We start from the raw sequence: 16,041 nt of genomic DNA, 5'->3' as shown, positions 1-16,041 counted from the left end.
ACACGGGTCGACAACGCCTCAAAAGGGTGCGGCTGGACTCACGCTCCGACACAACAAGAGCAAAACTGGAGGTTTGAATGAAAATGTTGAAATCCACCCTGGCTATCGTGACTGCAGCTGCAGTGCTCGGTGTCAGCGGGTTCGCTCAGGCGGGTGCAACCCTGGATGCAGTGCAGAAAAAAGGTTTCGTACAGTGCGGTGTGAGTGACGGTTTGCCGGGTTTCTCGGTTCCGGACTCCACCGGCAAGATCCTCGGGATCGACGCTGACGTTTGCCGCGCTGTGGCCGCTGCCGTATTCGGCGACGCAAACAAGGTCAAGTTCAGCCAGTTGAACGCCAAGGAGCGCTTCACCGCGTTGCAGTCCGGCGAGATCGACATCCTCTCCCGCAACACCACCATGACCAGCTCTCGTGACGCCGGCATGGGCCTGAAATTCCCTGGCTTCATCACTTACTACGACGGCGTTGGCTTCCTCGCCAACAGCAAGCTGGGCGTGAAAAGTGCCAAGGAACTGGATGGCGCAACCATCTGCATCCAGGCCGGTACCACCACCGAACTGAACGTGTCCGACTACTTCCGCGCCAACGGCCTGAAGTACACCCCGATCACTTTCGACACCTCCGATGAAAGCGCCAAGTCGCTGGAATCCGGTCGTTGCGACGTGCTGACTTCCGACAAGTCGCAGCTCTACGCACAGCGCAGCAAACTGGCTGCACCGAAAGACTACGTGGTACTGCCGGAAACCATTTCCAAAGAACCACTGGGTCCAGTCGTGCGTAACGGCGATGACGAGTGGCTGGCGATCGTTCGCTGGGTTGGCTACGCGCTGTTGAACACCGAAGAAGCCGGCATCACTTCGAAAAACGTTCTGGAAGAAGCCAAGTCGACCAAAAACCCTGACGTTGCCCGTATGTTGGGTGCCGACGGCGAATACGGTAAAGACCTGAAACTGCCGAAGGACTGGGTCGTCAAGATCGTTTCCCAAGTCGGCAACTACGGCGAAATCTTCGAGAAAAACCTCGGCAAGACTACTCCGCTGGAAATCGACCGTGGCCTGAACGCCCTGTGGACCAACGGCGGCATTCAATACGCACCACCAGTGCGCTGATGGTTCTGTCACCCGGTGGGCCAACCACCGGGTGATGTTCTGTTCCATTCTTTGCGGGGCACTTCATGCAAAAATCAATCGGCGCGCCAAAGCAGAGGCTCAGCCTCAGCGATCCAAAAGTGCGTGCGTGGCTATTTCAGATCATCACCATCGTCGCGGTCGTCGCGATGGGCTGGTATCTGTTCGACAATACGCAAACCAACCTGCAACACCGGGGTATCACTTCCGGCTTCAGCTTTCTGGACCGCAGTGCCGGGTTCGGCATCGCGCAACACCTGATCGACTACACCGAATCGGACACGTATGCCCGGGTGTTTGTCATCGGTCTGCTCAACACCCTGCTGGTGACGTTTATCGGCGTGATCCTGGCAACGCTGCTCGGGTTTATCGTCGGCGTGGCGCGGCTGTCGCCGAACTGGATCATCAGCAAGCTGGCGACGGTTTACGTGGAGGTTTTCCGTAACATTCCGCCGCTGCTGCAAATCCTCTTCTGGTACTTCGCCGTATTCCTGACCATGCCGGGGCCGCGCGCCAGCCACAACTTCGCGGACACGTTCTTCGTCAGCAGCCGTGGCTTGAACATGCCGGCCGCGTTGGCAGCGGACGGTTTCTGGGCGTTCGTCGTCAGCGTCGTCATCGCCATCGTGGCCATCGTGCTGATGTGCCGTTGGGCCAATAAACGTTTCGAAGCGACCGGCGTGCCGTTCCACAAGTTCTGGACCGGGCTGGCGATCATCATCGTCATTCCCGCGCTGTGCGCACTGATCTTCGGCGCGCCGCTGCACTGGGAAATGCCTGAGCTCAAAGGCTTCAACTTCGTCGGCGGCTGGGTGTTGATCCCGGAACTGCTGGCGTTGACCCTGGCGCTGACCGTTTACACCGCAGCGTTCATCGCCGAAATCGTGCGTTCCGGCATCAAGTCGGTCAGCCACGGCCAGACCGAAGCTGCGCGTTCGCTCGGGCTGCGCAACGGGCCGACGCTGCGCAAGGTGATCATCCCGCAAGCCCTGCGCGTGATCATCCCGCCGCTGACCAGCCAATACCTCAACCTGGCGAAAAACTCCTCGCTGGCGGCCGGTATCGGTTACCCGGAAATGGTTTCGTTGTTTGCCGGTACGGTGCTTAACCAGACCGGGCAGGCGATCGAAGTAATTGCCATCACCATGAGCGTGTACCTGGCGATCAGTATCAGCATTTCCCTGCTGATGAACTGGTACAACAAGCGCATTGCGCTGATCGAACGGTGAGGAAACGCGCATGACATCCCATACTTTCAAACCTGACATGCCACCGCCGAGCAGCAGCATCGGCGTGGTGGCGTGGATGCGCGCAAACATGTTCTCCAGCTGGATCAACAGCCTGCTGACCCTGTTCGCGTTCTACCTCATCTACCTCGTCGTGCCGCCGATCCTGCACTGGGCAATCCTCGACGCCAACTGGGTCGGCACCACCCGCGCCGACTGCACCAAGGAAGGCGCCTGCTGGGTGTTCATCCAACAGCGTTTCGGCCAGTTCATGTACGGCTACTACCCGACCGAACTGCGCTGGCGCGTCGACCTGACCGTGTGGCTGGCGGTGATCGGCGTGGCGCCGTTGTTCATCTCGCGCTTCCAGCGCAAAGCGGTCTACGGCCTGAGCTTTCTGGTGGCGTACCCGATCATTGCGTTCTTCCTGTTGCATGGCGGCATCTTCGGCATGACCAACGTGGCGACCAGCCAATGGGGCGGCTTGATGCTGACCCTGGTGATCGCCACTGTCGGGATTGCTGGTGCATTGCCACTGGGGATTGTGCTGGCGCTGGGTCGGCGTTCGAACATGCCGGCGATTCGTGTGGTCTGCGTGACCTTCATCGAATTCTGGCGCGGCGTGCCGTTGATCACGGTGCTGTTCATGTCCTCGGTGATGCTGCCGTTGTTCCTGCCTGAAGGCATGAACTTCGACAAATTGCTGCGGGCACTGATCGGCGTGATCCTGTTCCAGTCGGCCTACGTGGCGGAAGTGGTGCGCGGCGGTCTGCAAGCGATCCCTAAAGGTCAGTACGAAGCGGCCGCCGCAATGGGCCTCGGTTACTGGCGCAGCATGGGCCTGGTGATTCTGCCGCAAGCCCTGAAAATGGTGATCCCCGGCATCGTCAACACCTTCATTGCGCTGTTCAAGGACACAAGCCTGGTGATCATCATCGGCCTGTTCGACTTGCTCAACAGCGTCAAACAAGCCGCCGCCGACCCGAAATGGCTGGGCATGGCGACTGAAGGCTACGTGTTCGCGGCCCTGGTGTTCTGGATTTTCTGTTTTGGTATGTCCCGCTATTCCATGCATTTGGAACGTAAGCTGGACACTGGCCACAAGCGTTAGGAGCGTAGTTTATGAGTGAAGCGATCAAACAGCCTGTGAGCCCTGAAGGCATTATTCAGATGCAGGGCGTGAACAAGTGGTACGGCCAGTTCCACGTGTTGAAAGACATCAACCTTAATGTCAAACAGGGCGAACGTATCGTCCTGTGCGGCCCGTCGGGTTCGGGCAAGTCGACCACCATTCGTTGCCTCAATCGTCTGGAAGAACACCAGCAGGGGCGCATTGTGGTGGACGGCGTGGAGCTGACCAACGACCTCAAGCAGATCGAAACGGTGCGCCGCGAAGTCGGCATGGTGTTCCAGCACTTCAACCTGTTCCCGCACTTGACCATTCTGCAGAACTGCACGTTGGCGCCGATGTGGGTACGCAAGATGCCCAAGCGCAAGGCTGAAGAAATCGCCATGCATTACCTGGAACGCGTACGCATTCCGGAGCAGGCGCATAAATTCCCGGGGCAACTGTCCGGCGGTCAGCAACAGCGTGTGGCGATTGCCCGTGCCTTGTGCATGAAACCGAAAATCATGCTGTTCGACGAACCGACTTCGGCACTCGATCCCGAGATGGTCAAAGAAGTGTTGGACACCATGATCGGCCTGGCCGAAGACGGCATGACCATGTTGTGCGTGACCCACGAAATGGGTTTTGCGCGCACCGTGGCCAACCGCGTGATCTTCATGGACAAGGGCGAAATCGTCGAACAAGCGGCGCCGAACGACTTCTTCGACAACCCGCAGAACGATCGGACCAAACTGTTCCTGAGCCAGATCTTGCATTGATTTTGTACAGGCATTGAGAAAAAAACCCGGACTTGTTCCGGGTTTTTTTATGCCTGGATTCCAGAACATTGTAGGAGCGAGGCTTGCCCGCGAAGGCTGGGTGTCAGCTGCATATCTGTCCCTGACATGACGCTTTCGCGGGCAAGCCTCGCTCCTACAGGGGCATTGCGTTACAAAAGATTGCTGACTAACATGTCGAAAAATTCATCCTATGATTGGATGAAAGGGCGAATTCCTATGTCTGACATGTCTCCACTGATCAAACGCTCCCTGGTCGATCAGGCCCTGGAGCAACTGCGCCAACGCATCACCGCAGGCGTTTGGGCGGTCGGCGAGCGCCTGCCGACCGAACCCGAGCTGTCTGCCGAACTCGGCATCAGCCGCAACACCGTGCGCGAAGCCATGCGCGTCTTGGCGTTTTCCGGGTTGATCGAAATCCGCCAGGGTGATGGCAGTTACCTGCGCGCGATCATCGACCCGCTCGACACCATGAAGGCCCTGTCGCGCTGCTCGCTCGAACAGGCGCGAGAAACCCGGCACATCCTCGAAGTCGAAGCCATCGGCCTCGCTGCACTGCGCCGCACCGACGAAGACCTCGTGGCGTTGCGCGAAGCCCTGGGCGTCAGCGGCAGTCATTACCACGGCGATCTCGACAGCTACATCGCCTGCGATCTGGTGTTCCACCGGCGCCTGGTCGATGCCGCGCACAACCCGACGCTCAGCGAGTTGTATCGCTACTTCTCGAGCATCGTCGGCGCGCAATTGCGCCAGACTTTGAACATCACCCCGCGACGCCAGGAAGTCTTCGATCTGCACGTCGAATTGCTCGACGCCGTCGAGCAACGCGACCCGGAACGGGCCAAAGCCCTGTCGAGGCAGTTGATCAATGAACCTTGAAACCAAGCACCTTGAAACCAAGCACTTTGAAACCAAGCACTTTGAAAACGAGAACCCCATGCCTGCCAAGCACAGCCATCTCCCCGCAAACAAGCTCGAAGAGCTGCTGATCGACGCCGAGGCCGATGACGAAACGGTCCAGCGCAGTCAGCCGCTTCTGCGCCGGCCGTGGCTGTTATTGCTCGGGCTGATCCTGGTCGCGCTGAACCTGCGCCCGGCGTTGTCGAGCATGGCGCCGATGCTCAGCGACGTCTCGAAGACCCTCGGATTGTCCGCCGCGCAAGCCGGTTTGCTGACCACGTTGCCGGTGCTCTGCCTCGGTTTATTCGCGCCACTGGCGCCGATCCTCGCGCGGCGTTTTGGCGCCGAACGCGTGGTGCTGGGGATTCTTTTGACGCTGGCGGGCGGGATTATCCTGCGCAGTTCTTTCGGTGAAATCGGCCTGTTCGCCGGCAGCGTCATGGCCGGCGCGAGCATCGGCGTGATCGGCGTGTTGTTGCCAGGCATCGTCAAACGCGACTTCCCGAAACAGGCCGGGACCATGACCGGTGTCTACACCATGGCGCTGTGTCTGGGCGCGGCGATGGCCGCGGGCGCGACCGTGCCGTTGAGCGAACACTTCGACCAGAGCTGGGCGTTTGGTCTTGGATTTTGGGTGATTCCGGCGCTGGTCGCGGCGATTTTCTGGTTGCCGCAAGTCGGCCAGAAACACGGCTCGCACAACGTCGCCTACCGGGTTCGCGGTTTGTTGCGCGATCCATTGGCCTGGCAAGTAACGCTCTATATGGGCCTGCAATCGTCACTGGCGTACATCGTGTTTGGCTGGTTGCCGTCGATCCTGATCGGCCGTGGACTGACGCCGACCCAGGCCGGTCTGGTGCTGTCGGGCTCGGTGATCGTGCAACTCGCCAGCTCACTGGCCGCACCGTGGCTGGCAACGCGCGGCAAGGATCAGCGTTTGGCGATTGTCATCGTCATGTTGCTGACCCTCGGCGGTCTGTTCGGCTGCCTCTACGCGCCGATTGAAGGTTTGTGGGGCTGGGCGATTCTGCTCGGTCTGGGGCAGGGCGGCACGTTCAGCCTGGCGCTGACCTTGATCGTGCTGCGTTCGCGTGATTCGCATGTCGCCGCCAACCTGTCGAGCATGGCCCAGGGTTTCGGCTACACCTTGGCGTCGATGGGGCCGTTCGCGGTCGGCATCGTCCACGACTTGACCGGTGGCTGGAATGCGCTGGGCTGGATCTTCGGCATCATCGGCCTCGGCGCAATCGTCGCCGGGCTCGGCGCCGGGCGTTCGCTGTACGTGCAAGTCACCAGCGAAAAAGTCTGACGCGCGCACACTGTCGGCATTCGGCCCACGAATGCCGATAGTGTTTCGCGTCTTTGCAGACTATCGTGCAGCCATCCTTTCCAGCCATTCGCCGCCGCACGGAGCCTGCCCATGAGTGACGCCCACAACGCATTGATCACCCGTTTCTACGAGGCTTTCCAGCGCCTGGACGCCGAAGCGATGAGCGCCTGCTACACCGATGACGTGGTGTTCAGTGATCCGGCGTTCGGCGAGTTGCGTGGCCGCGATGCCGGCGACATGTGGCGCATGCTCACCACCCGCGCCAAGGACTTTTCCCTGACCTTCGACAACGTGCGCAGCGACGAGCGCACGGGTGGCGCGCATTGGGTCGCGACTTACCTGTTCAGCCAGACCGGCAACACCGTGGTCAACAACATTCAAGCGCGATTTGTTTTTCGCGACGGCAAGATCTGCGAGCATCACGACCACTTCGACCTGTGGCGCTGGTCGCGTCAGGCGCTCGGCACCAAAGGTCTGTTGCTGGGCTGGACGCCGCTGGTGCGCAACGCCGTGCGCGCGCAGGCATTGAAGGGGCTGAGGGCATTCCAGGCCAGTCGCTGATAAGATCGCCGCTTGTTTTCTTTCAAGCCTTGATTGCCACGTGAACACCCTCAGCGAAATCCCCGCCGACGCCCAGGCCCCGGTGAGCAAACCCTGGTTTGTTTACTTGGTGCGCGCGGCCAACGGTTCGCTTTACTGCGGAATCAGCAACGATCCGCTGCGCCGTTTTGCCACGCACCAGAGCGGCAAAGGCGCGCGCTACTTTCTCTCCAGCCCGGCGGTGGCGCTGGTTTACACCGAGCTGTGCCGCGACAAAAGCGATGCGCTGCGCCAGGAACGGCTGATCAAAAAACTCAAGAAAAGCGCTAAGGAATGCCTGGTGCAGACTTATCAATCTGACTGATAAGTTCCCATCACGCCGAGCCGTAGGCCGCCAACCAATTGCAGGCTAAGCTGCGAATTCCTTTATTCGTGCGGCGGAGCCGAGCATGTCAGAGCTGATTCTTCACAACTACCCGACATCCCCTTTTGCCGAAAAGGCCCGTCTGCTGCTGGGCTTCAAAGGCCTGTCGTGGCGCTCGGTGAAGATCTCGCCGGTGATGCCAAAACCTGATCTGACCGCGTTGACCGGCGGCTATCGCAAGACCCCGGTGTTGCAGATCGGCGCCGATATCTACTGCGACACCGCGTTGATCGCGCGGCGTCTGGAGCAGGAAAAGGCCTTGCCGGCGTTCTTCCCGGAAGGTCAGGAAATGATCGCCGCGAGTTTCGCTGCGTGGGCCGATTCGGTGGTGTTCCAGCACGCGGTGAGCCTGGTGTTTCAGCCGGAATCGATCGCCGTGCGCTTCGGCAAACTGCCGCCGGAAGCGATCAAGGCATTCCTCGCCGACCGCGCCGGTTTGTTCAGCGGTGGCAGCGCCACCAAGTTGTCGGCCGAGCAGGCGCGCCATCAGTGGCCGACCATCATGGGACGCCTGGAGTTGCAGCTGCAGCGTGAGCAGGGCGACTACCTGTTGGGTGAACCGTCGATTGCCGACTTCGCGTTGGCGCATTGCCTGTGGTTTCTCAAAGCGACGCCGGTGACTGCACCGCTGGTGGACGCGTATCCGGCGGTGTCGGCGTGGTTTGCGCGGGTGATGGGTTTCGGTCATGGCGCGTTCAGCGAGATGACCGCCGAAGAGGCGCTGGAGGTATCGCGCAATGCCACGCCGGCGGCGTTGCCGGATGAGCAGTTCGCTGAGCCGAACGGTTTTGAAATCGGCCAGCAAGTGCTGATCGCGGCGACCGATTACGGCGTGGATCCGGTGGCCGGCGAGTTGGTGTTTGCCGGACGTGAGGAATTGATCCTGCGCCGCGAAGATGAGCGCGCGGGCTTGGTGCATGTGCACTTCCCGCGGTTTGGGTTTCGTATCGAGAAACACTGAACCCGTGTAAAGCGTTGATCCCCTGTACCTGCTGGCACTGACCTCCTGTAGGAGCGAGGCTTGCCCGCGAAGCTTTTGGCGGCAGTGACGACGCCTTCGCGGGCAAGCCTCGCTCCTACAGATTTTCGGTGAAGCTTGGGTTATTTCAGGGCAGCGAGGATCTGGTCCGGGTCATAGCCGCGGATCAATGTGCCGTTCACATCAATCAGCGGAATCCCGCGTCCGCCCAGCGCTTCATACGCCTTGCGCGCTTCGGGATTTTTCTCGATGTCGAATTCCTGATACGGAATGCCTTTGGAATCGAGAAAACGCCGGGTCAGTTTGCAGTAGCCGCACCAGTCGGTGGCGTAGAGCACCACGTTAGCCTTGGCCTGCGTCTGCTCCGACACCACTTGCGTCGGGTGAATCAGCCGTTCGATCTTGCCCCAGTTCTGGTAAACCACGACCACCAGCAAGATCAGCAGGAATTTCTTCAGCGCCCGACCGAGCATCAGCGGCGCTTCAACTGATCGGTGAGTTGCGTCGGCAAGCCCTTGATGATCAGCGTGCCGGCCTCTTCGTCGTATTCGATCTTCGAGCCCAGCAGGTGCGCTTCAAAGCTGATCGACAGCCCCTCGGCGCGCCCGGTGAAGCGGCGGAACTGGTTGAGCGTGCGCTTATCCGCCGGAATCTCCGGCGACAAGCCGTAATCCTTGTTGCGGATGTGATCGTAGAAGGCTTTCGGGCGCTCCTCGTCGATCAGTTCCGAGAGTTCTTCGAGGCCCATCGGCTCGCCGAGTTTGGCCTGGCTGCTGGCGTAATCGACCAGGGTCTTGGTCTTCTCGCGCGCAGATTCTTCCGGCAAATCTTCGCTTTCGACGAAGTCGCTGAAGGCCTTGAGCAGCGTGCGGGTTTCGCCGGGGCCGTCGACGCCTTCCTGGCAACCGATAAAGTCGCGGAAATACTCCGAGACCTTCTTGCCGTTCTTGCCTTTGATGAACGAAATGTACTGCTTGGACTGTTTGTTGTTCTGCCACTCCGACACGTTGATCCGCGCCGCCAGGTGCAATTGGCCGAGGTCGAGGTGGCGCGACGCGGTCACGTCGAGTTCCTCGGTCACCGCCACGCCTTCGCTGTGGTGCAGCAGGGCGATGGCCAGGTAATCAGTCATGCCTTGCTGGTAGTGGGCGAACAACACGTGACCGCCGACCGACAGGTTGGATTCTTCCATCAGCTTTTGCAGGTGTTCCACCGCGACCCGGCTGAACGCCGTGAAGTCCTTGCCGCCGTCGAGGTATTCCTTCAGCCAGCCGCTGAACGGATGCGCCCCGGACTCGGCGTGGAAGAAACCCCAGGCCTTGCCTTGTTTGGCGTTGTAGCTCTCGTTGAGGTCGGCAAGCATGTTCTCGATGGCCGTGGACTCTGCCAATTCAGAGTCGCGAGCGTGGAGAACTGCGGGCGTGCCGTCGGGTTTTTTGTCGATCAGGTGGACGATGCAATGGCGGATCGGCATGGGCTTCTCGGCTGATTGAAGAGAGGAGGGCGCGCTCCCCAAAAAGTGCCAAGTGTACCGCAACCACTGGTTTTGGCGCGGCTCGAAGGGCAATTCGCCGGTGTGCGACGGGCCTTATGCGCTTTTTTAGCGGTTTAGAGCAATAAAGCTGACCAATTGGGTAGCTAGAGGCGGATATTTCCCCGTCTCTGTGCTAGTTTTGCCCGGTCTTACGCGAAGTCACTGCGTTAAGCGTGCATTCAGCATTTGTCAGGTCGAACCAAACCCTGATTTCGGTATCTATAACCCCGATCCCGTGGTTATTGGCCGAGGGTGCCAGATCCAGAAGATCGGGCTCGATGGCTGACACTGCACTCTGCAATCCATATGAATTTGATAGGGAAGGAACACTACATGGCTCTTACTAAAGACCAACTGATCGCCGACATCGCTGAAGCTATCGACGCGCCAAAAACCACCGCGCGTAACGCTCTGGACCAACTGGGCCAAATCGTTGCTGATCAGCTGGAAAACGGCGGCGAAATCACTCTGCCAGGTATCGGCAAACTGAAAGTGACTGAGCGTCCTGCCCGTACTGGCCGTAACCCTTCGACTGGCGCTGCCATCGAAATCGCTGCCAAGAAAGTTATCAAGCTGGTTGTGGCCAAAGGCCTGACCGACGCTGTTAACAAGTAAGAAGCAGTATTAAAAAGCCGTGCTCCGGAGCAATCCGGGCACGGCTTTTTTGTGTCTGTGATTTGGCACCAGCAGCGCTGTGTCAATGTGGGAGCGAGCTTGCTCGCGATGAGGCCGTAACATTCAAAAAAAATGTTGAATGACAGCCCGTCATCGCGAGCAAGCTCGCTCCTACAGTTGACCTGCGTTAGCCCTTGCGAACCCAGCGCTCGCGCCACACTTGCTGTTCGGATTTGGTCTGGAAGGTCCACGCGACAAAGCGGCTTTGCTTCTGCCCCTGGGACATCTCAACCACTTGGCTTTCGAGCACGCCAGCCTTTTTCAGCGCAATCTGGATCGCCGGCAGGTTCGAGGCTTTCGACACCAGCGTGCTGAACCACAGCACTTTGTGCTGGAAGTGCGCGCTCTCGGCGATCAGTTGCGTGACGAAGCGCGCTTCGCCGCCCTCGCACCACAATTCCGCCGACTGGCCACCGAAGTTCAGCACCGGCAGTTTGCGTTTCGGGTCGGCACGGCCCAACGCGCGCCATTTGCGCTCGCTGCCCTTGGTCGCTTCGTCCATCGAGGCGTGGAAGGGCGGGTTGCACATGGTCAGGTCAAACCGTTCGCCCGGCTCGAGCAAACCCAGGAGGATGTGCTTGGGGTTGGTTTGCTGGCGCAACTGAATGGCTTTGTTCAGCCCGTTGGACTGGACGATGGCTTTGGCGGCGGCGACCGCCGTCGGGTCGATTTCCGAACCGAGGAAGTGCCAGCGGTAGTCGCTATAACCGATCAGCGGATAAACGCAGTTGGCGCCCATGCCGATATCCAACACCTTGACCGGCGCACCGCGCGGGATCTCGCCGTCGTTGACGCTGGCCAGCAGGTCGGCGAGGAAGTGCACGTAGTCAGCACGCCCCGGCACCGGCGGGCACAGGTAATCGGCCGGAATGTCCCAATGCGCCACGCCATAAAACGACTTGAGCAGCGCCCGGTTGAACACGCGCACCGCGTCGGGGCTGGCGAAGTCGATGCTTTCCTTGCCGTACGGGTTGGTGATCACGAACTTCGCCAGTTCCGGCGTGCTCTTGATCAGCTCCGGGAAGTCGTAGCGACCCTGATGGCGATTGCGCGGGTGCAGGCTGGCCTTCGGACGTGGTTCCACGGCTTTGGCCGGGGTGGCGGAGTCAGGCTTCTTGCGCGCGGGGCGGGGAGTGCGGGGGGCGTTCATGGGCGTTGTCGATTCGGGTATGGCTGAAAGTGGCGGGCATTGTCCCACAGACGATGCTCGCGCGGGGATCCTGTAGGAGCGAGGCTGGCCCGCGAAGGCCGCGACACGGTTAATCAGGTACACCGCGTTATCGTTCTTCGCGGGCAAGCCTCGCTCCTACGCAGGGCAAAAAGTAGCGGGCAAGAAAAAGGGAGGCCATTGCTGGCCTCCCTGTTTTCATTGCGCGCTGCCGTTACAAGCTGGCAATCCGCGCGTGTTGCTCGGCCAGTTTGCCCAAAGCCTGTTCGGCTTCAGCCAGTTTGGCGCGTTCCTTGTCGATGACTTCGGCCGGGGCCTTGTCGACGAAACCGGCGTTCGACAGCTTGCCGCCAACACGCTGGACTTCGCCCTGCAGACGCAGGATTTCCTTGTCCAGGCGCGCCAGTTCGGCGTCCTTGTCGATCAGGCCGGCCATTGGCACCAGCACTTCCATCTCGCCCACCAGTGCGGTAGCGGACAGCGGTGCTTCTTCGCCAGCAGCCAACACAGTGATCGATTCCAGACGCGCAAGCTTCTTCAGCAGCGCTTCGTTCTCGGTGAGACGACGCTGATCTTCGGCGCTGACGTTTTTCAGGAACAGGTTCAGCGGCTTGCCCGGCCCGATGTTCATCTCGGCGCGGATGTTGCGCGTGCCGAGCATCAAGGTTTTCAACCACTCGATATCATCTTCGGCGCCCTGATCGATGCGCGCTTCGTTGGCCACTGGCCAAGGTTGCAGCATGATCGTCTTGCCTTCGATACCGGCCAGCGGCGCGATGCGCTGCCAGATTTCTTCGGTGATGAACGGCATGAACGGGTGCGCCAGGCGCAGCGCCACTTCCAGAACCCGCACCAGCGTCCGGCGAGTGCCACGCTGACGCTCGACCGGGGCGTTTTCATCCCACAGCACAGGTTTGGAGAGTTCCAGGTACCAGTCGCAATACTGGTTCCAGATGAACTCGTACAAGGCTTGCGCGGCCAGGTCGAAACGGAACTGGTCGAGTTGACGAGTCACTTCGGCTTCGGTGCGTTGCAGCTGCGAGATGATCCAGCGATCCGCCAGCGACAGCTCGTAGGCTTCGCCGTTCTGGCCGCAGTCTTCGCCCTTGTCCAGAACATAACGCGCGGCGTTCCAGATCTTGTTGCAGAAGTTGCGATAGCCTTCGACGCGACCCATGTCGAACTTGATGTCGCGACCGGTCGATGCCAGCGAGCAGAAGGTGAAGCGCAGGGCATCGGTGCCGTAGCTGGCGATGCCGTCGGCGAACTCGTCGCGGGTCTGCTTCTCGATCTTCTTCGCCAGTTTCGGCTGCATCATGCCCGAGGTGCGTTTCTGCACCAGGTCTTCCAGCTCGATGCCGTCGATGATGTCCAGCGGGTCAAGGACGTTGCCCTTGGACTTGGACATCTTCTGGCCCTGGCCATCGCGGACCAGACCGTGCACATAAACAGTCTTGAACGGCACTTGCGGCGTGCCGTCCTCGTTCTTCACCAAGTGCATGGTCAGCATGATCATCCGGGCAACCCAGAAGAAAATGATGTCGAAACCGGTGACCAGCACGTCGGTAGAGTGGAATTTCTTGAGGAATTCGGTCTGCTCAGGCCAGCCCAGCGTCGAGAACGTCCACAGGCCGGAACTGAACCACGTGTCCAGAACGTCGTTGTCCTGTTGCAGCGCAACGTCCGGGCCGAGGTTGTTTTTCGCGCGGACTTCGGCTTCGTCGCGGCCGACGTAGACTTTGCCCGACTCGTCGTACCAGGCCGGAATCCGGTGGCCCCACCACAACTGACGGCTGATGCACCAATCCTGGATGTCGCGCATCCACGAGAAGTACATGTTTTCGTATTGCTTCGGCACGAACTGGATGCGGCCATCTTCCACGGCCGCGATCGCAGGCTCGGCCAAAGGTTTGGTCGACACGTACCACTGGTCGGTCAGCCACGGCTCGATGATGGTCCCGGAGCGATCGCCTTTCGGTACTTTCAGGCCGTGATCGTCAACGCTGACCAGCAGGCCGGCGGCGTCGAATGCTGCGACGATTTGCTTGCGCGCTTCGAAACGGTCGAGGCCGGCATATTCGGCCGGGATCTTGCCGTCGATGCTTTCGTTCAGTGTGCCGTCGAGGTTGAACACCTGACAGGCTGGCAGTACGGCGGCGTTTTTGTCGAAGATGTTCAGCAGCGGCAGGTTGTGGCGCTTGCCGACTTCGTAGTCGTTGAAATCGTGGGCCGGGGTGATTTTCACGCAACCGGTGCCGAATTCAGGATCGCAGTAATCGTCGGCGATGATCGGGATGCGGCGGCCGACCAGCGGCAGCTCGACAAATTTGCCGATCAGGGCCTGGTAGCGCTCATCGTTCGGGTTAACCGCGACGGCGGCGTCGCCGAGCATGGTTTCCGGGCGAGTGGTCGCGACGATCAGGTAATCATTGCCTTCAGCGGTCTTGGCGCCGTCGGCCAGCGGGTATTTCAGGTTCCACAGGAAACCTTTCTCGTCGTGGTTTTCCACTTCGAGGTCGGAAATCGCCGTGTGCAACTTGGTGTCCCAGTTGACCAGCCGCTTGCCGCGATAGATCAGGCCGTCTTCATGCAGGCGCACAAAGGCTTCTTTCACCGATTCCGAGAGGCCGTCGTCCATGGTGAAGCGCTCGCGGCTCCAGTCCACGGACGAGCCGAGGCGGCGGATCTGCCGGCTGATGTTGCCGCCGGACTGATCCTTCCATTCCCAGATTTTCTCGAGGAATTTCTCGCGACCGAGGTCGTGACGGCTCTGGCCCTGAGCTTCGAGCTGGCGTTCCACGAGCATTTGCGTGGCGATGCCGGCGTGGTCGGTGCCCGGCTGCCACAGGGTGTTGCGACCCTGCATGCGGCGGAAACGGATCAGGGCGTCCATGATCGCGTTGTTGAAGCCGTGACCCATGTGCAGGCTGCCGGTGACGTTCGGCGGCGGGATCATGATGGTGTAGGACTCGCCCGCGCCTTGCGGGGCGAAGTAATTCTCGGACTCCCAGGTGTTGTACCAGGAAGTTTCAATGGCGTGCGGCTGGTAGGTCTTATCCATGCGCGGCGGGACCCTATTGGCAGTAATTCAGGAAAAGCCGACGAGTATAGCGGGGCATGGGACGCAGAGCGAGCAGGGGCGGACGGCGCGCAGGCTAAATGTGGGCATGAGCTTTTGTGGCGAGGGGGTTTACCCCCGTTCGGCTGCGAAGCAGTCGTCAAACCTGAGCATGCGGTCCGCCAAACACACTACGGTGGCAGGTTTTAGGGCCGCTTCGCGACCCAATGGGGGTAAACCCCCTCGCCACACAAGCTCGCTCCTACAAGGGGCAGCGGTTAGTCGTACTGACTGAGCAACCGTTCCATGCGCGCGTCGAGTCGGCGCTTGATCTCGGTTTCGATGTGCGGCGCGAAGTCGTCGATCACGTCTTGCAGGATCAATTGCGCGGCGGCGCGCAGTTCGCTGTCCAGGTGCAGCAAAGCGTCGGGGCCTTTGCTCGCGGTGTCAGCCGGTTGCGCGGCTGGGGCAGGGGCTGGGACAGGGGCAGCAGCAGCAGCAGCCTCGGTGGCTTGCGGCGTATTGCCGGTGGCCTCGAATAACATCGGAATCTGTTCCTGTTCGTCTTCACTGACCGTGTCGGTCAGCAACGGCGGTTGCAGGTTGTCATCGCCGAGCAGTTGGCGGATCGACTCGAGGTCATCCAGCAGGTGCGCGGACTTTTGTGGCGGTTTTGGCGTGTCCATCGGAATACTCAGAGTCGCTGTAAACGGTGGTCTTGCAGAGGATAGCCCTGTTCGCGGTAGAAGCGGAAACTCTCCCGCGCGGCTGCCCGGCTCGTCGGATCTTCGACCACCACTTCCGCCACACGGGCGAACTTGTTGGCAAAACCCGGCACTTTCAGGTCGAGATTGACCAGCAAATCCTGATGCGCGCCACAGTCGTCGCCGAACCCGAGCACCACCAGACTTTCCGGTTCGCTCTCGGCTGGGCCATGCGGCACGAAGCTTTCGCCCTTGAACGCCCACAGGCGCGCATCGAGGTCGTCACGCTGGGCGGCATCGCTGCAATGCAGGTAAATGCGGTGGCCCATGCGCCAGGCTTTCTCAGTGAGCTTGCAGGCAAAATCCAGACGCGCGGAAGGATCGGCGCTCGGCAGGATATAAAAGTCGACTTTGGTCATTGCGGTTCCTGAGCCAGAGGCGGCGCTGCTGGAAAACAGCGCCGCCCCGGGT

The 16,041-nt window shown here is 60.2% G+C and carries 16 protein-coding genes; 10 read left to right on the top strand and 6 right to left on the bottom strand.

The features are described from left to right. The first annotated feature begins 77 nt into the window (after positions 1-77). From BLU01_RS07650 to BLU01_RS07610, 9 genes are all read left to right on the top strand, one after another. Positions 78-1,109: an amino acid ABC transporter substrate-binding protein gene (locus BLU01_RS07650; protein WP_092272926.1), complete on the top strand. Its 1,032-nt coding sequence runs from the start codon at positions 78-80 to the stop codon at positions 1,107-1,109. A gap of 65 nt (positions 1,110-1,174) precedes the next feature. Next, the gene (locus tag BLU01_RS07645; protein ID WP_092272923.1) at positions 1,175-2,356 is read left to right on the top strand and encodes an amino acid ABC transporter permease; all 1,182 of its coding nucleotides are present in this window, start codon (positions 1,175-1,177) and stop codon (positions 2,354-2,356) included. A 10-nt stretch (positions 2,357-2,366) separates the two neighbouring features. Next, entirely contained in the window at positions 2,367-3,464 is a 1,098-nt protein-coding gene (locus tag BLU01_RS07640; RefSeq protein ID WP_092272920.1) for an amino acid ABC transporter permease, read from the top strand. Positions 3,465-3,475: 11 nt separating this feature from the next. Further along, positions 3,476-4,240 (top strand): amino acid ABC transporter ATP-binding protein, encoded by a 765-nt coding sequence (locus tag BLU01_RS07635; protein WP_092272917.1) that lies wholly within the window; start codon positions 3,476-3,478, stop codon positions 4,238-4,240. Positions 4,241-4,477: 237 nt separating this feature from the next. Continuing rightward, complete coding sequence (locus BLU01_RS07630) at positions 4,478-5,137, top strand: FadR/GntR family transcriptional regulator (protein ID WP_092272914.1); 660 nt, start codon at positions 4,478-4,480, stop codon at positions 5,135-5,137. A gap of 58 nt (positions 5,138-5,195) precedes the next feature. Continuing rightward, positions 5,196-6,467, top strand: coding sequence for a CynX/NimT family MFS transporter (locus tag BLU01_RS07625; protein ID WP_092281515.1), 1,272 nt, complete (start codon positions 5,196-5,198; stop codon positions 6,465-6,467). Positions 6,468-6,578: 111 nt separating this feature from the next. Continuing rightward, a complete protein-coding gene (locus tag BLU01_RS07620) occupies positions 6,579-7,049 on the top strand; it encodes a nuclear transport factor 2 family protein (protein WP_092272911.1) in 471 nt (156 codons plus the stop codon). 40 nt (positions 7,050-7,089) lie between these two features. Further along, on the top strand, positions 7,090-7,392 hold the full coding sequence (locus BLU01_RS07615; protein WP_092272908.1) for a GIY-YIG nuclease family protein: 303 nt from the start codon (positions 7,090-7,092) through the stop codon (positions 7,390-7,392). Between the two features lie 85 nt (positions 7,393-7,477). Then, positions 7,478-8,413 carry a glutathione S-transferase family protein gene (locus tag BLU01_RS07610; protein WP_092272905.1) on the top strand — a complete coding sequence of 312 codons (936 nt, stop codon included), beginning with the start codon at positions 7,478-7,480 and terminating at the stop codon, positions 8,411-8,413. Between the two features lie 140 nt (positions 8,414-8,553). Here BLU01_RS07610 and BLU01_RS07605 read toward each other — a convergent pair whose 3' ends face one another. Both BLU01_RS07605 and yejK read right to left on the bottom strand, forming a co-directional pair. Then, positions 8,554-8,904, bottom strand: coding sequence for a glutaredoxin family protein (locus BLU01_RS07605; protein ID WP_092272902.1), 351 nt, complete (start codon positions 8,902-8,904; stop codon positions 8,554-8,556). Then, positions 8,904-9,905, bottom strand: coding sequence for a nucleoid-associated protein YejK (gene yejK / locus BLU01_RS07600; protein ID WP_092272899.1), 1,002 nt, complete (start codon positions 9,903-9,905; stop codon positions 8,904-8,906). The genes BLU01_RS07605 and yejK overlap by 1 nt, the downstream gene beginning before the upstream one ends. Positions 9,906-10,298: 393 nt before the next feature. Between yejK and BLU01_RS07595 the strand changes: the two genes are divergently transcribed. After that, entirely contained in the window at positions 10,299-10,580 is a 282-nt protein-coding gene (locus BLU01_RS07595) for an HU family DNA-binding protein (RefSeq protein ID WP_007905514.1), read from the top strand. A gap of 187 nt (positions 10,581-10,767) precedes the next feature. Here the strand turns inward: BLU01_RS07595 and rlmF are convergent, their stop codons facing one another. The 4 genes from rlmF to BLU01_RS07570 form a co-directional block, all read right to left on the bottom strand. Further along, positions 10,768-11,790 carry a 23S rRNA (adenine(1618)-N(6))-methyltransferase RlmF gene (rlmF, locus tag BLU01_RS07590; RefSeq protein WP_092272896.1) on the bottom strand — a complete coding sequence of 341 codons (1,023 nt, stop codon included), beginning with the start codon at positions 11,788-11,790 and terminating at the stop codon, positions 10,768-10,770. Between the two features lie 232 nt (positions 11,791-12,022). Beyond that, a complete protein-coding gene (locus BLU01_RS07580) occupies positions 12,023-14,869 on the bottom strand; it encodes a valine--tRNA ligase (protein ID WP_092272893.1) in 2,847 nt (948 codons plus the stop codon). A gap of 275 nt (positions 14,870-15,144) precedes the next feature. Beyond that, positions 15,145-15,552: a DNA polymerase III subunit chi gene (locus BLU01_RS07575; RefSeq protein WP_092272890.1), complete on the bottom strand. Its 408-nt coding sequence runs from the start codon at positions 15,550-15,552 to the stop codon at positions 15,145-15,147. A gap of 8 nt (positions 15,553-15,560) precedes the next feature. Continuing rightward, positions 15,561-15,989, bottom strand: coding sequence for a DNA polymerase III subunit chi (locus BLU01_RS07570; RefSeq protein ID WP_092272887.1), 429 nt, complete (start codon positions 15,987-15,989; stop codon positions 15,561-15,563). Between the last annotated feature and the right edge of the window lie 52 nt (positions 15,990-16,041).

Origin of the sequence: Pseudomonas prosekii (assembly GCF_900105155.1) — a bacterium.
GTDB lineage: Bacteria > Pseudomonadota > Gammaproteobacteria > Pseudomonadales > Pseudomonadaceae > Aquipseudomonas > Aquipseudomonas prosekii.
This window is presented reverse-complemented; position numbering and strand designations above follow the sequence as displayed.